Annotated in this window: 17 protein-coding genes and 1 pseudogene; all 18 read right to left on the bottom strand. The window is 54.6% G+C overall.

The features are described 5' to 3' along the window. Nucleotides 1-44: 44 nt before the first annotated feature. Nucleotides 45-2,204, bottom strand: a complete 2,160-nt coding sequence (locus AAIE04_RS23510; RefSeq protein WP_498577763.1) for a DotA/TraY family protein — start codon at nt 2,202-2,204, stop codon at nt 45-47. A gap of 57 nt (nt 2,205-2,261) precedes the next feature. Continuing rightward, nucleotides 2,262-2,804, bottom strand: a complete 543-nt coding sequence (gene traX, locus AAIE04_RS23515) for a conjugal transfer protein TraX (protein WP_160251423.1) — start codon at nt 2,802-2,804, stop codon at nt 2,262-2,264. Beyond that, a complete protein-coding gene (gene traW, locus AAIE04_RS23520) occupies nt 2,801-4,003 on the bottom strand; it encodes a conjugal transfer protein TraW (protein WP_498577764.1) in 1,203 nt (400 codons plus the stop codon). The genes traX and traW overlap by 4 nt, the downstream gene beginning before the upstream one ends. Before the next feature lie 581 nt (nt 4,004-4,584). After that, nucleotides 4,585-7,638, bottom strand: coding sequence for a putative type IV secretion/conjugal transfer ATPase (locus AAIE04_RS23525; RefSeq protein WP_194514684.1), 3,054 nt, complete (start codon nt 7,636-7,638; stop codon nt 4,585-4,587). Nucleotides 7,639-7,724: 86 nt separating this feature from the next. Further along, on the bottom strand, nt 7,725-8,450 hold the full coding sequence (locus tag AAIE04_RS23530; protein WP_498577765.1) for a conjugal transfer protein TraT: 726 nt from the start codon (nt 8,448-8,450) through the stop codon (nt 7,725-7,727). 183 nt (nt 8,451-8,633) lie between these two features. Then, nucleotides 8,634-9,038, bottom strand: coding sequence for a DUF6750 family protein (locus AAIE04_RS23535; protein ID WP_022649996.1), 405 nt, complete (start codon nt 9,036-9,038; stop codon nt 8,634-8,636). A 34-nt stretch (nt 9,039-9,072) separates the two neighbouring features. Further along, a complete protein-coding gene (gene traQ / locus AAIE04_RS23540) occupies nt 9,073-9,597 on the bottom strand; it encodes a conjugal transfer protein TraQ (protein WP_022649995.1) in 525 nt (174 codons plus the stop codon). Continuing rightward, nucleotides 9,597-10,370 carry a conjugal transfer protein TraP gene (gene traP, locus AAIE04_RS23545; protein WP_498577766.1) on the bottom strand — a complete coding sequence of 258 codons (774 nt, stop codon included), beginning with the start codon at nt 10,368-10,370 and terminating at the stop codon, nt 9,597-9,599. The genes traQ and traP overlap by 1 nt, the downstream gene beginning before the upstream one ends. Continuing rightward, entirely contained in the window at nt 10,351-11,658 is a 1,308-nt protein-coding gene (gene traO / locus AAIE04_RS23550) for a conjugal transfer protein TraO (RefSeq protein WP_095427106.1), read from the bottom strand. The genes traP and traO overlap by 20 nt, the downstream gene beginning before the upstream one ends. Further along, nucleotides 11,658-12,638 carry a DotH/IcmK family type IV secretion protein gene (locus tag AAIE04_RS23555; protein WP_045891814.1) on the bottom strand — a complete coding sequence of 327 codons (981 nt, stop codon included), beginning with the start codon at nt 12,636-12,638 and terminating at the stop codon, nt 11,658-11,660. The genes traO and AAIE04_RS23555 overlap by 1 nt, the downstream gene beginning before the upstream one ends. 10 nt (nt 12,639-12,648) lie before the next feature. Further along, a complete protein-coding gene (locus AAIE04_RS23560; protein ID WP_022649991.1) occupies nt 12,649-13,350 on the bottom strand; it encodes a DotI/IcmL family type IV secretion protein in 702 nt (233 codons plus the stop codon). Nucleotides 13,351-13,355: 5 nt separating this feature from the next. Beyond that, nucleotides 13,356-13,706, bottom strand: a complete 351-nt coding sequence (locus AAIE04_RS23565; protein ID WP_022649990.1) for a hypothetical protein — start codon at nt 13,704-13,706, stop codon at nt 13,356-13,358. A 1,283-nt stretch (nt 13,707-14,989) separates the two neighbouring features. Beyond that, nucleotides 14,990-17,266: pseudogene (locus AAIE04_RS23570) on the bottom strand (LPD7 domain-containing protein); the annotation flags it as partial. A 71-nt stretch (nt 17,267-17,337) separates the two neighbouring features. After that, a complete protein-coding gene (locus tag AAIE04_RS23575) occupies nt 17,338-17,625 on the bottom strand; it encodes a hypothetical protein (RefSeq protein WP_022649988.1) in 288 nt (95 codons plus the stop codon). Beyond that, the gene (gene traJ / locus AAIE04_RS23580; protein ID WP_225828800.1) at nt 17,622-18,782 is read right to left on the bottom strand and encodes a plasmid transfer ATPase TraJ; all 1,161 of its coding nucleotides are present in this window, start codon (nt 18,780-18,782) and stop codon (nt 17,622-17,624) included. Before traJ ends, AAIE04_RS23575 begins: the two co-directional genes overlap by 4 nt. A gap of 12 nt (nt 18,783-18,794) precedes the next feature. Continuing rightward, nucleotides 18,795-19,601, bottom strand: a complete 807-nt coding sequence (locus tag AAIE04_RS23585) for a type IV secretory system conjugative DNA transfer family protein (RefSeq protein WP_498577767.1) — start codon at nt 19,599-19,601, stop codon at nt 18,795-18,797. Continuing rightward, the gene (locus AAIE04_RS23590; RefSeq protein WP_333018132.1) at nt 19,598-20,071 is read right to left on the bottom strand and encodes a DotD/TraH family lipoprotein; all 474 of its coding nucleotides are present in this window, start codon (nt 20,069-20,071) and stop codon (nt 19,598-19,600) included. Before AAIE04_RS23590 ends, AAIE04_RS23585 begins: the two co-directional genes overlap by 4 nt. Before the next feature lie 70 nt (nt 20,072-20,141). Further along, nucleotides 20,142-20,558, bottom strand: a complete 417-nt coding sequence (locus AAIE04_RS23595; protein ID WP_125365859.1) for a hypothetical protein — start codon at nt 20,556-20,558, stop codon at nt 20,142-20,144. Nucleotides 20,559-20,608: the final 50 nt, after the last annotated feature.

The raw sequence follows: 20,608 nt of genomic DNA on the forward strand, positions 1-20,608 counted from the left end.
TATTTCACTCAATGTTATAGCACTACTGGATAGATGTCCACATCTCAACTTTTTATTCCATCATTATTTGTTTCCCCAGGACCATTCATACCCTTCGTATTAACGCCAGGGGTATGCCGTATATTCCTCCCACCGGCTACGAACATATCTTTGACAGAACCAGCCATGCTTCCAAGAGTATTTGCTGCATCTCTACCGCCAAGGAACGAAATGACGTAGTCAGGTAAATATGCCTGTAAGGCAAATATGCTGGATACCAGTGTCGTGCAAATTCGAGCATAGATCATTAAAAAACCAGCCATGCTGAATAAACCTGTTAACGAGTTGGCTTGAACATTGACCAGTGCGACACCAAAAAGTGCATGAAGGATAGTTCCAGTAGCAACAATCGCAACAGATGCAAAGAAAAATCCAAAAACCATGAGTGCGGGACGAATCATGGTATCTATAAAGTAAATGTAACCATAAGCCGCACGACTGCCTCGATCCTGAGACGTACCTAGGTGAGTTGCCCCCCATAGAGGTCCCGCTGCGCAACCTACTAGAACACTGACAATCCAGTTACCAATACCAGTCATCCAGAAGATAAACGGAATAAATGGCAAATAGATTGAAAGTGTAAATCCCGCGCTAAACATAAGTAGTAACAAGAAATATACTGCTGGCGAAATGGCATCAAGCCCTTTATCTACAGCGCTAATTGCTCCTGTCATATTGACAACCTTCCCGAGAAGGGATGACTCTCCACCCGCAACAGCAGCCCGTATGACTGTGTATGCTGTTAAAGTTCCCTCCGCTGCAACCAGCGTGTAATCTCCAACATTTTTCATTTTAACTAATGGGTTTACCTGCCCCGTTGAGGTTCCTGTCCCACTATAATTTGTTGCGATGTTGCTGGTTAAACTTACGAAAAATGGAGCGAACGAGTTCATTAATATGCTATTTGGGTCATTACCTTCAGAAGCACTTAACTCGTTTTGTGATGTTGTTGTACCTGCTGGAGGTGCATAATTAGAGTTTTGTAACTGGGTACGGTAGGCGCTCATTACCGCACTGAACAGGTCTCCGCTGCCAATTTCCCCAAGAGATGACATTCCACTGGTTGCAGGCGCGCGACTGGCAACTTCTGTCAGGCGTTGATTGGCCGTTGCAAAAGTCTGGTACCATGCACCGAGAGCCGCCCAGCCATATGTGTCGAGATAATTCCTGACAGCGTCCTGTATGCCATTTTGTTCACTCTGCGCCGGTAATGCGCGCTGAACAGTTTGTTCGTACGTACTGGCTGCTCTCTGAATGCGGGTTTCAATATCCGGGAGTGTGCCGTTGCCGGTTGTTCGTTTATTCATAAACCCAGCCATAAACTCGCTGGCCGCGCTGTCCATATCCTGGATCATTGCTTCCATAGCTTTGTTTTGCGCATCCACCACTTCACTTGTATCGCGGTTACTGAAGGGGTTAAAGAAGCTTTGGGAACTAGACGAGGAGTCCGATTTCTGTTGCTCCGGTATCGTCGCCGTGCCGCACACACCGCTGCCATTAGTGACCCGGTAGGTATAATTCCCTCCAGAAGAACCGGATACCCCTGCCATTCTGGCTGTGGTCGAGCTTGCCGTGCTGTTGTAATCGTCCAGCGCAGTATTGATGGCATGTTTACAAAGCTGCATCTCAAAAATACCGCGTGCAGAAGTGCGGGTCGAAGCCTGTGTGGGCTGGACAGTCAGGGAGTAGCCGCTGGCAATATCACTGGCAGCTTTGGACACCATCAGGTTGGCAGAACCTACGCCCATAATCGACGCGCCCCAGAGGATGATTAGCTGGGACATGCTCCAGCCATTGGCGGTCGGGATAATCATCAAAAATCCTGACACTGTGCTCAGTGTGCTGGTGATATCGCGATCCCCGCTGAATACCTTGCCCTGATGCCCCGTTTTATTAATGTGCTTCAGACCAATAAATACAAACCAGACGACGGCAAGGACGGCGATAATTCCGTTAAACAGAGCAAACAGATTCCCGATCATCGTGGTATTGCCGGCTGCGAGAGGGTCCAGCACCACATCGCCGAAGATAGTGACCAGTGCCTGTCGGGAGAGATCCTGTGCATTGGTTGCAGCAGAGACTATGTCATCGTAAGTGACACCTGCGCGTGCCGGGGTAACAGAGATAAGCAGCCCTGCACAAAGCGCACGAATGAGATTTTTCACGGTAACTCCGGATAATGCATGAATGCCGGGATGTCGGCAGGAGGCAGAGAAGGGCAGCTATTTCCCGAGAATGGCATCTCGTACGGCATGTGTTTCTGCCATGAAATGCTGAAAGGTGCCTCTTTCAGCAAGACTCACGCGACGGTTGCGTAACTGCCACAGTCGGTAGGTTACGATTAGCGCTTTTGACCATGCCACGCCAGCGCCGGAAAACAGCACCACACAGGTGCTGATCTGGTGTGCGGAGATACTCCCGCCAATAATGAATGGTGTCAGTGCTGCAAGCGGAACCGGTATGGCCATAAGCCAGAACAGCACTCGCCAGCGCCTGCGCTGGCTCACATACCCCTTATCCAGCTGTGCGGGGGTACAACCTGATTCCGCAACGGCTTTTTCCCAGTCAGGAGAAGCCGGCGGTTTGTCGTCAGTAATGAACTCCGGAAAAGCATCACGCATTCGCTCAATATTTCGTGAGGTCATGTGCCGGGCAGCCCGCAAATACCACTTCGTTTCCTGCAATGGCAGAAATATGCTCAGCAGTCCCCGGGTAATTCGTCCAGGTAGTCCTTTTTTCCGTGTGACTGTTTTTTCCAGTGTCATTTGGCAGCTCCCTGGTTCATGGCTGATTCGAGTTGTTTCAGTCGTGGGGCGTAGGACTGACGGGCAAAGGCGGCGAGCAGCTGGCCGTCGATCACGTTCCCTTTGCGCAGCAACTCTTTAATGTCGTTAAGTTGCCAGTTCATCTGTGCCGTAGTTCGGATGAGTTCGCGCATAAGGTTATCTCCGTCCATTTGCTGCAGGTCAGAGAGATAGGCTGTGTTGGCATATCGACGTCCGGCCTCAAACGATTCAAATTCCCGCTGGCTCATGTAGCCCTTCGCCTTCGCCTCCGGCGAAGCCACATTGTCAAAATACTGCGCTGCGGAAGGTGACTGCAGTGCTTCTTTCAGGGCATCACGGGTAGTTTCACTGGTCTTACTGTCGGCAATAAGCGAGAGCTGAGGTTCAGACGCGGCATCGATGATACCGTTGTATTCGTTGAGCAACCCTACATACGTACGACCGGTAACAGTGTTGACTTCACCTTTGCCAGGCGTGCGGCCTGCTGAAGGGCGAGCCGTGTTTTTCATGTAGGCCATAGCGGCATCAATCTGTTCCTGTGACCAGGAAAGTGCCGGTGCCTGCCCTTCAGGTCCCGCGCCGCCATAGATGGAGCGTACCTGACTGTCACCTCCGGGCAAATTACTGACGGCAGGGCAGATACCGGTTCCGCCAAAGCGTTCATATTCTGCTGCCGTACAGTACGCGGCATGTACGTTCGCACCGTCATAAGCGTCGCGGGCCTGTTCTTCCGATGCTGTAGAAATCCTCTTCCGCACCGCTGAACTGGAAACACCTTTGCCTGATGAGAGTTTTGACGCGGCGCTGCCTGATGCTCTTTTACTTTGTGCTGCCACACCGGATGCGGAATCACTACAGATCGAATCCGGTACCGAAAAACTCTGCCGTGCCTCCTCCAGACGTTGGGTTTCATTATTGAAAATCATTTGCTGACGAGTAGCCTGCCCATCCTGATTAATCAGGGCGCCGAGCTTGTCGGCGTTCTGTGTGATGGCTGTGCCGGTGGCCTGTTGCATCTGTAGTATTTCGACCAGAGTTGCCTGGATGGTGGCCATCTCAGGCAGAACCTGAGTCGTGATCGGAACGCTGGAGTTCACGTTGACCGTTAAAGCACTGGCAACAGTGGGAAGGCTGGACGCGATGGCCAGCGCCAGCGCGGGGAGGTGACGTTGTATCATGAAATTCTCCGTTTATTTGAGCGGGGTAAACACGTCGGGAAGGCGGGGTGACTGTGTGCCGGGGGCGAGGGCGACCAGAGGGAAGGTCTGAAAGCGTCTGCTGATACGTCCTTCCCGGCTGCGGGTGTCTATGATTGTCAGCCCACGACGCGTGATTCTTGCATGAGCTGGAGGGGTGATATCCAGTACCGGCCAGTCTCCCGGGCTGAGTTGTGGGGTATCTGCCCCCTCCGGCCATAACCAGGTATCATCAGTTAACACCGCCCCTGTATTTTCAGGTAGCAACCACTGGACCACATGACGCGATTCCCGCACCGGTTCGCCTGGCTCATTGACCTGCCAGATGGCTGTTGTGACCAGCTGGCGTGGTCGCGCTTTGAGTGAAAGAAGCACGCCACAGGCCTCTTGCGTTGCCCGGCGATCGGTCGCGTATACCGCCCGGGAGTTCACTGCACTGTCTGTACGGAAGTGCCGGGACGGCAGGACGAACTCCACGCCGTCGGCATCGATCACCAGGCGGGAAAGACTGACCTGGCCCTTTACCGGGCGGCGACAGCGTGGCGTCAGGTGGATGGAACACATCAAAGGTCATACCCCAGCTCATTTATCATTTCGTCTGCCATCAATTCGATGACGCCCTTATCACCACGGGCGCCACTGTTACGCTCCCTGTACTCAATGAGTTTTTTTGCGGATCCGCGAGGGAACTTCTCCGCCAGTAACTGACGGGCACGGGCAGTACCGATCGTATCCGAGAGATTTCTGCGTAGCGCGCCGTCTTTTTTGTCTGAGTTAAGCGACCACAACTCCAGCGGTCCGAGCGTAAACCGGACAATTCGTGCCAGCGTCCCCTGGGTTGTGCGCATCATACATAGCATCGGTACGCCACTACCGTCTGCAGCCGGACCAGCTGGCATACGCAGGAATGCATGAAGATTGTGTTCGGGGATCTTAAAACTGTCCCGTAAAAGTGGAATATCTTCCTGGCGGAAGCGCAGCAGCCAGAGGGTGTTGGCAGAGTCGAGCAGGCTTTTCGGATAGTCGGTAAGGAACTGGGTACTCAGCACCGTGCGGATACCAAACTTACGTTGTTCACGATCCTGCGTATCCAGTGCTTCGAAGATGAAATCAATGCCTTTGACGTTGTGCAGTTCGTCATAGATTTTGGTTTTCATTTCACTATCGAGCTGGTTGATGCGTCGCATAATGCCCGGGAGGTAGGCTTCCGGCAGTATTTGCATTACCTCATCCTGATACTGCGGCAGCAAAAAATCACCCGCAGTGATGTGGCCAGCAAAGAGGAACATGATGCCGGTTTTCAGTCTGCCTGCCGGGGTCTTATCGCCGGCGACGTTGTTTAAGTCTACGGCAATAATGCGTGTGTTCGGGTTCAGCGCAAAACGAGTCCGACTGGCCATCATTGGGTAGTCCTGTCGGGCCTGAATCATGCAGCGCTCAATGTACTCCACCAGGGGCTCCTGTGAGCCGTTACGCTGTATTCGGCCAAAAGTCTCCTGAATGACCTCACTGCGTAGTAGCGCGGGCATATCAGCAAGTTCTGGTACCGCCTGGTAGTGTGCCCGCTGAGCTGCAGATAACTGTCCACGTTCATGCAGGAGGTCACGTACTTCGTACCATGGTGTCGCGGTCCACCACTCCGGATCGTGCTCACCCCACAAACCGGATGACTCCAGTGCCGCATCCACTTCTGGCTCTACGTTTGAACGGAACATGTTTGGCTCAATACCACTACGCATGTCATACGCTAGATCAATCAGGCGGTTCACTATTTGCCGGGTATCTGTAGGGTTAGGCGGGGTCCCTTTATCCGGTTCGATACAGAAGGCTGTCAACATGGACGCGATAAATTGCTTCTCTGGTGTCACTGGCTTACGAGCGCCGTACAGGATGTCGAAGACATTGCGTGACTTAGATGGGTCGTTGCTGAGTATAATGCCGACTGCTTCGTCCTTTCGCTCTTCTGGCAGACTGTCACGTATCAGCTGGATTAACCCCATCGCGCTGAATCCTTTATCAATGTGAGCCACATAAGGAAGCGAAACCTGGGCGGAAGATACCTGTATTTCCGTCAGGGTATTAATCAGTACCGATTTACCCAGACCCGAATCGCCAGGGGCCAGTTCGGTATGCTTGTTCTGGCGAGAAGACCCCAGCCCGACTTCCCAGGCGCATCCGTCTTCCGTGTGCAGCATCAGGTTGCCTTCCCCTCGCCAGACGGTACCTGGTCGGTTGAAGGGCAACATCGATAGCGCATGGGAGAGTGGCGGGTAAAGCGGAACAGGGCCGGAGCCCGCTGACGCGGCCAGCATACTGTTGACCCATCCCCTGCGAGGATCACCGAATGTGGTGGTCGTGTTACAGACTCCCCAGCCCTGCAACGCTGATTCAAGCAGCATCTGATTACGGGAGCATATTTCCCGGGTATGCCCCCAGGTGGACGCCACAATGGTCATCACGCAGACCGGATCGCGTTCATCCGTTGCAGCCAGCTGTGTGAAAGCGTCGTAAAGTGGGCGAATAGAGGGAATAAATTGTCCAAATGATGAAATAGTCTTTTTCCAGCCCAGCGCTTTCATCCCGCCAGGCATGATGTCGATTCGTATGCGCCAGGGAACGGAACGTGGAACCAATTTCACAAGCTCATTGAATGGGCGGGGATGCTGAGGCGGAAGTGTTATGGCCACCATGCCGTGCCACAGCCCCCCTGCATGCACCAGATTACCTTCTGTTTCTGGCGAACAACCAAATACCTGAAGATTCAGGAAGGGAGCTAGCAGTGCTGTAGTGTCGCCCTCCTGAAGCGCACCCGCTGGCGCAGCCTTCCCCGGTAATGCCGGGCGCCATGCGGCCGATGTGCTGTTGCGTGCTGTTTCACGTCTGATTTCATTACAGAACTCAGGCACATCAAGCAGGCGGACAAGCAAGCCGTCTCCACCGCGTACGAGTGCTTTTTCAAGAGTGGTGATAAAGCTGTCGTGCCGGATCTTCAGACCAGACATTTGCCAGCGCCAGGGCTCCTGACCAAAGCGCGCGACAGGTGCTTTATCCTGAATGGCCCGAACGGTGGCGTTAAAATCGGTTCTTTCCTGATGACTCACCAGTGTCGGAGAGCTCCAGACGGCAAGCCAGCAGCGCTCACGAACAAGCCACGGAGAAATGACATTGATCTTCTCATTAAGCAGGTCATCCAGCTGGACGCCGATGTGCTGAATTGAACGCATTTGCGGGGCGATCATGGCGCTGACTTCGTCACGCCCTTTTTCCGGGTCACGTTCGAAAATGAAGGCCAGTTTATGGCCGATATTTTTCCAGGTGGTGCTGAGCGTGGACGCGAGGTGCGCGATCATTCCTTCAAACGCATCCGGATGATCGTCTGAGGCTGTTTCCGACATTTCACGCAATGCCCCGGATATTTCGAATACAGAAAGGAAATAGCCATGATGGGTGACACCTATATAAGGCGCTTCCAGCCAGGGTCTGAGCTCCAGATCTTGTTTGTCCAGTCCGATCACCGTACGAATGTCGCAGTAGTCGACAAAGTCAGCAGAGACGGCGAAACGGGAACAGGTATTCATAACGTCTTCAATAGTGAAGACAAGGCGGTTGATATTCATAGCTGCGAAGACTCCACCGGAATGGCGTGTATTGATGGGCGAGGCGCTTCTGTGGGCGCATCTGCGGGATAAGGCTTGCGTTAGGTTTACGTGACAGTGGTACCAGATGACTGTGAGGATAATATTGTTGTCTGCGAGGCTCCTGACAGAACGTCACTGTCCGTCACTGAATCAGGTGTCAGGATCAACGCCACTCCGTTCATTTTTTGTCGCATTTCATCGCGCATGACTGGCGGGAAACGTTTAAGCGCATCTGCATAGTCAGCTGGTCGCCATCCCCCGAAACGTTCTTCCAGAGGAAGACGATGGCGGGTCAGTTCCGACAGTACCCGGCGGCCTTCCCGAACCTCGCCTGGTCTGGTGCTGAAGACGGCCTGCAGGGCTTTTCGGTTCAGGGCAACAACATTACGTGGGTGCAGGTCCGGTAGCCAGACCATGACCCCCTGAGCAGCAGCAAATCCGTTGAGGGCATGCCAGGAATGGCATAGGTAACAGAGGTGAAACGGTGTCGTGAGCCGTTCTAATTCAGCATGTTCGATGTCAGACAGCAGACTGGTGTCGGTCAGCAGTGTTTTGGGGATTTGTCGCAAAGCAATCCGGCGGGCGGCGAGTGATGCGTGCTGCATCCCGGTCCGGGCAGCTTTCAGAGCCCGGGCGTGTTTCTCATATTCAACCGGTACCTGCGGGGTGGGACGTGACTCCAGCTGAGCCAGCGTGTCTTTCGCTCTGACGAGTCGGGTCCTGGCATCCTGCGCGTCTTCCGCAAGTCGGGATAATGGCAGGGATTCCGGTAACACAAACAGATGTTTCATGTCAGCACTACAGCAATAACACCGCCCTCCAGAAACGCTCTCGGGGGGAGGAAGTAAAGGGGCTGTGGAATGGACAACATCAGGAACCGGAAGCGGATGTAGCCATGGACAGTCAGGTGTCTTTTTCTTTTTGCTCATCGTTTTCTCCTGAAAGGGTCGGTAAACACCGACCCTTTCCTGTGGTTAGCTGATATTGACAGAGCTGGTACCGAGCTGTTTCTGGGTTCGTCCCATAATTTCAGGGACTACGGCCAGTAGTGCGCCGATGGCCAGACCTGCACAGCAGCGGCCCACAGTGATCTGCGGATTGGTGCCCACTTTTTTGAAGGACAGCAGGGAACCGATGAAGATGAACACACCGATCGCCTGGGCAATTTCCAGACCGGAAGTTTTACCGCTTTTGGCACCAGAGGCGGCGCTACCAAACATATCGGCGAGATCGCCATCAGCGAAGGCCATGCCGGGTAACAGGAACGTGACCAGAGCACACAGCCCCTGAATCATGCGCTCGCGGCACTGCATCATGGTCAGCTGGCAGAAAATAACGACGGCATAAAGACGCGCGGAAATAGCACGGAAAAGTGACATAGTGTCTCCTTGGGTTATAAAAAAACGAAGTGTGTTAAAAAGAGAGGCCGAGAGTGGCAAGTGCGGCATCGATGAGCTGAGGTGAAAAGACCATACCGGTCCCTGCAAACAGTTTTACTGTCGCAGCGCGAATGCTTTCACTTGAACTGAGTGCGGTGTGCCCCTCAAGCTCTGATCGTCGAAACATATCGAGTGCCGCATAGACAAACCCCACTCCTGCTAGCCGGACCAGAGAAAGTACGGCGTTAGCAGCCCCGGCAGCAACGCCGTAGGTGGCGGGTTGCACATACGCGATTGCATCAAAAGATGTGGCGCCAAAGCCAAGCTGCGCACCACTGGCATTAATGATGGAGGGGAGAGATACCAGCGCGGCGCAGGAAAAAAGGCCAATAGCAAACTTGCCCGGGGACAATGGACTTCGACTGGAACGTTGCCGGGTCAGAAGTGCGATGAGGCCAAAAAAACCAATCATCTCGGACCAGCTGAATAATAAATCCAGCCCAGCGGTGAAGATGCCCGAAGCAAGATTCTCTATTAGCGTGACGGCATCCAGTGCCATTAGCGCAGGGTTCCTCCGGTTGTCACCACAGAGCGCGTGGCAGGATCAATCTGACGAATAGTGACTTTACCCAGCGTATCCCCCTCCCGGACTGACCAGGTACTGCCCTGCCATTTGATCCACGCCATTCCTGCTTCCAGCGACATGATTTTCATGCCTGCAACAGCACTGGTTGTCTGCCGTTTTTGGGGCCGGGAAGCTGTTTTTGAGGCATCAGAGGTGCTTACGCGGGTTTCCAGAACAGCCAGCTTCTGTGTCAGCTCATTAAGCTGTGCACGCGTTTCTACTGCGTAAGCCTCATCCCTTTTGATAGCATCAGACAGGCGCGTAACGCTGTCTTTAAGCGACGTCAGAGAGTCATTTATCTTGCGGTCACGATCGTTCAGCTCGTCACGGATATCCGTCATCATGCTCGCCCTGTCGTCCTGAGCCATTGGCAGGGACGTATGTGCCGCCGGTTGCGCCGCGGCTGGCGAGACAGCCTGCTGCGGAACAGACTCAACCGTACTATGCTGTGCACCGTCGAGTGTATTTTCAACTTCACTGAAGCTGGTTTCAGACGGCGTATTATTCGTCAATGACAGTGATGGACCGAACAGGTACCAGAGGCTGGCCACTGCCAGAAGCGTTATCCCGAGAAGCCACGGCAGAGAATAGCCAAACAGCAGGTCTCGCTTCCAGAAGGGCGGTTTCTCGCGAGGATCTGGCGTGCCAAAATCATCCTCGCTTTCCAGTGTTTCTTCTTCAGGCATATCAATTTTCTGGTTCATCATTGTTCCTCACGGGTACGGTATCGCCATACTGACGACGGATTTCAGCCTGGCGGCGCGCGATGGCTTCCTGCAGGCGGGTTTCGGTTTGCTGCTCTGCGGCAGCGGGTGCTGATAAGGTGCTATTGATTGCGGGACGAGCCGCTTTATTACTGCTGACAATGTCGTCAGAAGTAACCGAGTCAACGAAGAGAATGGAGATAACTTCTTTCTGCTTCACGGTGACCTGGCGGAACGGCTCACGGGCCATCTCCTGTTTGATGACTTCCGCCCCGGTCTGGGCTGTGCCGCCAACCATTACGCCAGCCACTGTGCTGCCATCAGGTTTACCCACTCGTCCGGTGACGGTACCGACACTGGACTGCATAACCTGAGTGTTAGCATCCTTGTACAGACCGCCAAGATCACCAAGACCTCCCAGTACAGCGGGCAGAACGATGTGTGTTCCCCATCGATGGTTAACATCGGAGGCCACAGAAGACATCAGGTTTTTCTCACTCTGTGCGCTTGCATTGACGTTCAGCTCCATGCCGTTCCAACTCATACTGGTAAATCTGATATCCAGTCCATTGCCGGCAAGTTTTACTGACGAACTGTGAAGTCTTGCGCCAGCCAGCGGCCCGGCAGGAATAACCGCAACAACCTCTGAGTTGGGGTTATCTGAATCCACGGCAGTCTCCATATAACCGGCCGCACGCGTAAGTGCGTGGATGAAGACCTGTGCACTCTCTGTTTCAGTTTTTGTCTCTGCCAGGTTTCTTGTGCCAGTCGCTGGCGATGTCTGCGTAACACTTGCCAGGGCAGTTGCCAGCACCGGTGCATCGCCGCCAGTCTGTGCGTCACTGATCCGCTTAAGCAGTTTTTGCAGTTGAGCCTGGCGCTTTTCGTTTGCCTGCTCTTCTCCGGCCGGGTTTTCCGCATGGCGTGATGCTGCTGGCGGCGGAGGTGGCAGGTCCACCGGTTTTGTTTCTGGCACCTTATCCGGAGGGGGTTCCGTGACTTCAAGGCCGACCGGGAGACTGGCGATGAAGGATGAATCGGTCCGTGCGGCTTCCTGCGCGCCTAAATCGTTTGAGGCTTTAAGCAGTTCACGGTAACGCGGGCTCTCCGTCGTGGTGGTTACGGCACTTGAGGCCGTACCGTTAAGGTTGACGGCAGAATCTGTTCCTGAAGGGTCATGTGTCAGCCACGACATGGCCAGATAACCCGCGGTCACTAAAACCAGGGCACTAAATCCAATTATTGAAAAAAGTTTTTTGCCGTTCTTACCGGCATCCTGTTCTGCGCTCATTACTGAAGCTCCGGCGTGACGTGAACGGATTTCCCGTTTACTGAGAAGGTCAGTAACGGGGTGACGGGGAGTTTCCAGAGATGCGTACCATCCGCTGAAGAGAGTGTCTGTTCAAACTCGTCGCGCAGCATTGCGCGGGAACGGACCATCAGATCATCACCGCTTTGCCAGATCGCAGTGTCAGGGACGTTGCCCTGGAATTTAAGGCGACGGGCATCTTCTGGTGGTGTGCCATCCAGAAAAGCCTGCAACGTGGCGCTGTGGAGTGCGATTTTATCGACGGGTACGCCCGGGGCTGCTGAGCCAGGACCCAGACGCGGGACGCGTAAATCCAGCCGACTGTCGATCTCCTGACTGGCAGTACGGGTGTCTGTCTCACCACTTGTCACATTGATCATGATTGGAACATCAAGCCCTTTCAGATATACGGAAATATTCCCCGCAGCCCACGGGCGCAGTGGTGTTATGGCCAGCATGTTGGTTCCAGCATTGAACTTCACATCAAAACTCTTCGGGCTGGCATTAATTGGCGGATCTGACTGTGGCCACGGTGCGCCACTGATGTCCGTCAGGGTGACGACGCTCTGGTTATTCATGGCCGTGCGTACCAGCGGGATACTGGCGCCTGGAGAAAGATTGAGGGTTAATGAACTGATACGCGGAACCACGCTTATCATTGGGGCATTTACAGAACGCTCGTTGTCGGTCAGTCGAAGCCTCAATTCGCGTATCTCATCCGCTGACAGAGGCGAGTCTAAACCTGCTGCCTCATCTACCAGCGGCGAGCTTTGTTCCGGGGGCGGGAGCTCTCCACTAATCCGGGTTGCCGGTACACCTGTTGTTTGCGCTTCTGCCCCCTGAGGAGCGGCGGCAGTTGTTGCACCAGGCGTCCTGGCATCCTGCCAGCCAGTATTGTCAGCGGCGGCTACGAGGGCCGGACCACACAGCAGTAGTGTGGTCATGAGATAACGAAGTTTCATGGCGGGAGCCTCAGAGGTTGCGGGGAGCGTTGCGTGAGATCATCTGGCGGATTTCCATCCCGACGGGTTTCTGTCGTGGATCTACGCGCTGGATGGTAATTTCGAAAACAAACGGTTGTTCAGGCTTGCTGGTCGTCTGCCCAACCAGGCGCAAACGTACCGGATACTGCATTGTCCAGAACCAGGTTCCGTCAGACAGACGCCCACGCCGGATGACGACACCAGCCCCTACGGAACCGGTAAGATTCATACGCTCGCGTTTCAGGGCATCGTAGATATTGGAGTTGGTTAGCGCCTGGATGTAACTGGCGTGTCCTGCTTCAGAGAACAGCGATGCTGTAGAGGATACCTGTTCACGATAATGAACGAAGTCCAGGTTGAAGGCCCGCATCAGAGCCTTGCTGCCAAAGGCGATGGCATCGTCCTGGCTCCATGCTGGTTCGGAAGTGGGAGCCAGGCGAACCAGGCGCCCACTGTCGGTGGCAAAGTAATCCCGTGGCTGTTGTATCAGAGCCCAGGTCAGGCCAGCATTGAGGATGATGCTGATAAGCAGGCCACTCCCCAGCAGGAGGTTACTCTTCATCAGCTCTGGTGCCATTTTCTGGCGTTTTTCTGCCGTTTTCATCATGTTCACGGCGTTTTTCAGCGGATCCTCCGCAGGGGAGGGGGCCCGCCCCTTTGCAGGGGGGGCTGATTGTGTCTGTTTTGTCATAGGTTTCAGGAGTTGAAGTTTTTCCAGGGATCGATGTTGTCTGGGATCTGTTCGTTGACTTTATCCAGGGCCGCTTCGCAGACCTTATTTTCCAGTTGCGAAATGATTTCATCGAGCCCGGGGAATTGCGGCAGGGTCACCTTGACGTTCTTGATACGGGACAGACAGGACTGCAGGGAGGATGAGACATTGCTTTCGCGCTGTTCCCAGGCTGTTGCGGCTGCCCTGGCTCGCTCATAACCAGCCTGGCTACCCGCTTCAGCAGCACTTCCTGCTCGGCAGGTTGCCGCCGCAGCGGCGGCAGAAAAAAGCATGAAGCCGGACAAAAGTCCGGCTTTAAGCATGTGATATCGCATTCTCTCTCCTTATCGGCTTAGCGGCCGGGGCTGTGGGAGTGTTCCTGATGAAGCGCTTTTTCCTGTCTGCCCTCCGGCTTTCGGGCGTCATCCCATTGTTTCCAGGTCTGTTCAAAACCGAGGCGCTGGAACAAGGTATCTGCCTGTTTTTCCGGTGTGTAGAGCCGGGCGGGAAGCGGTGTATCCTCTTCCCGACCTTTCAGGTGGAACGTCATCAGCTGAGGTGCGGCACGGGTGGTGCCGTCGGGTTCGAAATTCACCGCCTGTCCGTAGCCTACAAAGCGGGGACCGTCATCGGTGATGGCATTAATAACCAGCTGACTGTTGTCTGTGGTTGGCGTGGCCAGTGCCGGATACAGCGTGCCATCCAGACGAACCATCCCCTGCAGGTGTTCCCCCGCAGACTGGACAAGCAGCAGATCTAACTGGTTTGACTGTGTGTCCATAGAGGCCATGACGGGTACCAGCCTGTCTGGTGCTTCCGTGGACGGTGGCGAAATGCTGGCCGCGGCTACCGGTGACTTTACAGGATGCCTGTCTTCGCCCAGATAAAACTGACGCTCTTCCAGGCGAGGTGGCAGCTTCAGGTCTGTGGTGTACTCAGGCCAAGCCTGTCGGATTTGCTGTGTGAGGCGGCCAAACGTATCGACCGGGAAAGCCCGAAGAGGCTGTCCCTGCTCCGGTCGATCATGTGCCACGGCAAGACCTGTTGAGGCGGACGTCAATGACCAGTTATTTTTTACGCGCTCTTTTTCCTCACCAGGTACCTGCCAGCTGTCACGGGAATTGAGCGTCAGCGTGACCACATCGCCGGTTTTGTGGTGCGCGATCAACTCCCGTAAATCCTGCCCCCAGTAGGTATGACTTCCACCGCGGTTCTGTAGCTCGATAAAGAAGCTCTTGCCCTTTTGCTCTTTATTTTCGTACATCGCTTCACCAAAGTTCTTGAGGACCGCCGTGACGCTCTGGCCTGGTTTCAGTGCAGAGGGGGCGGGCTCAGCGGGCATATCAGGGACCCGGATGCTGTCGGCCTGCTTAGGCGCTACAGGCTCTGTTGAGGGTGAAACGGCAGGCTGCTTTGCGGCAGTTGCCTGTGCTGACGGCGTGGGTGATACGGGGGGCTCGGGTATGCCCGGAGCGTCAGGGGTAACAGCTTCGGGGGCGGCTGTTGCCGGTGACACTGGCGATGCGGCATCAGGTGATGGAGTCTGTCGGTTCAGGTCCGGCGTAGGAATATGTGTTGTGACTGAATCCCTGGTTGCCCCAAACTGTTGCCGCATAGCCTCAAGCTGCGCGCGCTGCGCAGGCAGCTTCATTCGGATATCGAGGTCATATTCAATAATGAGCCGCATGGCCTGCTCTTTAAACTGCGTACTGCCGGTGAGCTCCACCACACCGCCGTAATAGCGTGATGCCACGGCCAGCGCGGCGAGCACCTTGCGCTTGTCCTCACTCGCACCGTTACACATTTCGAGACGGTTGCCGAGATCGTGAAACGCATCTTCCCCGCCGAGACGGTAAAGCACCTTATTGTCACGCTGTTCTTCCGTTGACAGGGCTTTAATGATTTCATCGAGATCTTCTCGCTGAAGCGGTTCCGGCCTTCGCGGCCCGTAGACAAGCCCATCCGCTTCATGCATCTCACTCTCTGCCGTTTCCTTCCTGCCCGGGGAGGGCTCTGACGTGTTTGGATCCACATCGGCAGTTTGCGTCTGCTCCTGTTTTTGCCCGGTTGATGTTGCTTCGTGGGACTGTGGAGGGATTGGTAATTCAGGAACGATCGGCTCCGGAGACTCAGCGTCTGTTTCATGTGACGCTGCCTCAGGCTTCAGGGTTTGTTTGCCCGTTTCTGACAGTTCATGGTCTGTCTGTCGTTCCTGAGCAGGCATATGGGGAATGTCATCAGACTGACTGTTCACCCATTCAGCAAATTGTGGGTCGTCCATCTGCGCGCGTATGTCTGCATAATCATCGAGGCCAGGGACCGGTATATTCGATCCTGATTCGATGGCACTATGACTACGCTGACCGGCATCCGCAGAAGATGTCGCGATCGTCACGTCCGTGGTGCTCTGCGTATCAGGAATTAAAACATCAGCGTCTCGCAGGGACGTGGGGGCGGGTTCATCGTGTTCAGCCTTATTCTCAACCGGTGCCGCACTGATACTGGCTTCATCGGGCGGCATCACCGCTGCCGGAGAGATTATTTCAGGTTCAGGCGGGGCGGGAGGCGCTGGGTTTACTGACTCATCCTGCCTGTGGCTTTCAGACGGAATAACGACAGGTTCATCCGGGGCAATCGAAGACTGGCCGGATTCCTGGCTTTCCAGATTTTCCATTTTTGGGTCCTGTTGTGAGAGAAATTGTGCATCGTTGGGTGCGTAGTCTGTCCGGATATCGATGCCGGCAGACCTGAGGCGGTCGCTGATGTGCTCACGGAAGGCTTCTCTGCCCCTGCTGATATCGAGATCGTTGAAGTCCGTCAGCAAGCGTGCTTTTTCTTCTTCGGTGAAATCAGGGACGATGACTCTGCCGCCCGTGAGTTCTGCCGCTTTCTCAGCGCTCAGGATGCCCTTATTTTCAGGTTGTCCTGTCTGCGCATTCTTCAGCTGATGATCATTGTCTGCACAGAAAATAAAAGGACTGTCAGGCCAGACGGCACGAGCATTCTGGCCAACGGCAATCATGTTTCCCGCATCAACCGTCATCAGTACCGGCAGACCTGATGCCTCATGCAGAGAGGCTGCTGTGGCATATCCTTCAGCAAACAGCAAAGGCAGGCCATTCTGTGGCGTCCCCAGTGCAAACCAGTTACCTGTTTTTTCACTGTCTTTAAGGATGCGGGCGTCTTTTCCGCCGGTGAGCGGAATACGCTGGTAAGAGCGTATGTCGCCATGCGCATTGCTGAAGGGGATCACAAGTTCTTGCTTATCGTTGATTCTTATACCCGGCGCAGCCTCCACACCCTTACGGGTCAGATAGGCGTTCGTTGTAGCCTGCGGGTAGCGGTCAACATATCGGGCGGCGTACTCCGCCTGCCGGTTGTACTGTTGCTCCAGAGCACGGGCATTGTCTTCACGCGTTTGCTGGGCGTGTGCACGGAGATGAAGACGCGCAAGCGGATCCATCTCGCCACCACCTGAAAACACCCACTGCGTCGGTTTAGCGTCGGCGCTGCGATAATCGCGGTACCATCCGGCAGGGCGCCCGTCCAGGTAAGCCTTGTAAGCTCCGCTTTTCGAACCTTTCTTGTCCTGTTTCGTCGGTACGCGCTGAAGGCTTCCATCCATCACGGGGAGCCCCTTAACCAGCAGCCCTGCTTCTTCAAGTTTTTGAGCAAACTCTGTTACCGGATCGTCCGCATTCATCGACAGTTCATGGGGGCGGGGCATCCATCGCTCGAACCTGGTCAGGTCGGCTCCTGGTCGGGCATACCAGAGGCGGTGCTCATCGTCCCATTTAAGGGCTTTCTGCCCATCGCTGAGACGCGGGTGGGCGTTGATGGCGTCGTCCTTCTCTTCGTGAGGTACGGCAAGCCATACGCGGTGACTTTTTTGCATGGTCACATTCCTGGAAGATATTGAGGGAGTAGCGCGGGAGCGCTATGGGGAACGAACGGGTTACATCGGGTTCAGAGACCAGTCCAGTCTCGTGGTTTTTCAACAAAATGCCGGTACCACCAGGGGCGACCGGAGGCAATCTTTCCCCTGAAGGTACTTATTACGCGCAGGCAGATAGCCCGTACACTCCAGCCAAAGAAATTCAGGGCAACAAAGAATCCCAGAATGGCGGAACAGATATACAGCGTCTTCATGGACGGCCAGCGAAACCAGACCAGATACAGCAACAGGAACGGCAGCGGGATACCAAAAAAGGTGACAGGCGGTGTGGCATAGCGCCAGAATCCTTCTCGTTTCAATGTCTAAGCTCCTGTGTCGGTAGGTAGAGTGCCGCTTCGTGTCTGTCTATATCACCCGTTACGTAACCTTCACGCACTTGATCGACAATGCGCCTTTTCTCCAGTCTCAGGATGTTATCGATGTGGGCCGGCCACTTCTCTGACGGGAGATTCTGTAGTGCATCGCGTAGCTCATCGTCGAAGACGATGTATTCCCGGAGAGCCCGGCGTTTGCCGTCTGTCGTTCTGACAAGTACCTGGACTACGATAAACCGTAACATCCCAAGCATCTCCCAGGCGCGTGCATCACGAATCTGAGGCGGGAACAGACCAAGCAGTCGGTTCAGGGTTTCACCTGGTGATTTAGAGTGCAGTGTACCGATGGTTAAATGTCCGCTTTCACCGGCCTGGACAGAAGCCTCTGCTGTTTCCGTGTCACGAATTTCCCCGATACCGATGACCTCCGGGTTTCGGCGCATTGCGGAGCGAAGCCCATCTGCAAAACTTGCGACGTCACGTCTTACCTGAGCCTGATGCGGCGGCAGAAGGTCGTCGGGGCGGCCGAGAATGTACTCTACTGGATCTTCGTAGGTCACAATTTTGCGATCGGGCTGTGTGTCCTGGCAGTGGCGATACAACGACGCCTGCAACGTTGATTTACCCGAACCCGTTTCACCGCAAATAAGACCCAGCCCGGTTTTTGGCAGCATTGCCGCCGCCAGATCGGGCTCGATACCCAGCTTCAGAAAATCGGGAATGATGTGGGGGATCACACGCAGAGTGACGGAGAGAGCCTTTTCTTCCCGGGCAGATGTCCCCTGGATGATGTGCGCGCGTAGCCGCACGCGTTCCCCCCTTTCCAGGCCATATCGCCCATGCATGTCGCCGTCGATTTGAATGGCTCTGTCCAGCGGTCTTCCACCCTGCACTCGGGGGCGCACTTCTGGCCCCAGCAGGTCGTCAAGCATATTTCCCAGCATGATATTCGGCAGTATGGTGTCTGAGACTCTCTCACGTCGGCCATAACGACTCACTGAAACTGGTGAGCCGCCAACCAGATCCACATCACTGACTCCATGTGCCGAACACCAGGCAAAAAATGTCCTGAACTCGTCGGCGGTATAGGCACCGCTGAACGGGAAAAGCCCGAACGAGTCAGGGATAGCTGATATGTTCAAAAGGAAAACTCCTTACTGGATGGTAACGGACGGGCGCCAGCGTGATTTCTGTAGCTCAAACGATGCATGTGATTTGAGTCGGCGAACACGATCGCCGGTAACGAGCTTCTGACCACTGCCAGTAACAGTCTGCTGCTGCTCGGTGACTTCCGGCCGGGAAATCATGCCCCGTCGCCAGAGCAGGGAATAAAGCATCATGCCGCGATAGTCCCGGGTGAGTTGATTCATGCTGGCCTCAAAGGTCAGATCGGCATTTTCGCGACCTTCCTGCCAGCCTTTTTTCAGTGCGTCTTCCCAGACCTTTCTCTGGGCGCTGTCTTCCGGCACAACCAGACCTTCTGTGCCAGGGGTTGCCGTGGTGGCCAGACCGCGTAGTAACCAGCTGCGCCAGCTGGGCGGGTTACTGACGAATCGCTCCGGTCGGATGATGGTCCAGACTTTTGTGGCTGTGCGAATTTGATCAGGAGTGATGTGTGCTACGTCCTGCGCTTCATCAATAACCGGAGGAAGCCAGCCTTCAGGGCTGATAAGTGGACGGAAATCGTAAAGGGCATTGAGGGTGGATTCGCGGGCGTTGAGTGCCTGGGTTAACTCCCATGCCCGCTGGGATTTTCCTCCCCGGAATCCCAGTGTTCTGCCAGCATCAGTAAGCATTTGCCAGCGCGTTTCGGACAGACCTTCTGGTCTTTGTCGCTCCGGGTTGAGCCAGGCCTGCATATCCGGAGGTGGTGCCCCTGTATCTGTCGGTGAAGCCGGCCGCTCTCCTGCACACCCAGTCAGGAGCAGAGCAGGGAATAGTAACAAGAGAAAGCATTTCATTTCTTTCTGGTCTCCGGTTGCATGAAGTTGAGCTGGAGCAGCCCAGGGTACTGATTCAGGGTTGCGCGCCATGCGGTCTGCGCTTCGATAACGCGCAACACATTGCTGAACGTCATGCCACGAACGTGCAATGTTACGGGCAAGGGCAGGCGAACGCCGCTGTAGTTGAACTGCAGGCCACGTGCCCGCGCCAGTTCATCCAGTAGCTCCACAGCATCACCTTCCCAGTCGAAAGAGACGTCAGCGCTGTTGGAGCGAACGATCTCCATGGATGATGGCGCGGTTTTCGAACCGGACCAGACACCGTTATTCCACATCTGATACTGTGTGTGACGGGTAACGGCAACGGATGAGGCCGCGCCGTAACGGTCGGGGGAAGGAGAAACTGGAGACGTTGATGGCGTAGTCCAGGACTGGCAGCCGGCGAGCAGGGAGATGGCCAACACGCCGGGAAGCATTAAATAATTCATGGTAGTTACCTTGCCGGGGGGCGACGGAGATTAAAGCCAGAAGATTCAGTGGGCGAGGCTTATGATGCCGTTAATTTTGATGTTTACTTTTCCTGCGTATCCAGCCAATTAATTCAGATGGTTGATTATTTGCGGTCATCCAGAATAAAAGTCCGAATACAGAGAAAGTGAGATAAAACTGCCTGATGGTATCGTCAACACGCTCTTTCCAGTCATCCTCATCAATTAATACCGTTTTGCATACCTGAGGCATTACAAGAGGAGATGGCGGGCCGCTATCGTTTGATTGTTTACATTCTCTTACCATGCCTGGTGGTGCATCACCGGTAAGTGATCGGGCCTGTTCAAGGAAGGTGTCGGCGAGCGAGTGGTTGAATCCAAATAACATGAACAGAATAAAAAAACCGGTGGCTGGCGCAGTTATCAGGCTGCTGAAAGCAACACTGCTGATCTGATGCAATACATGTACATATCGGAAAGATTTCATCTTCAACGGTCTCAGCGGGAGAAACTTCGGGGGGATTACAGCCAGTGCAC

The organism is Serratia sp. Ae19-1, assembly GCF_059801225.1.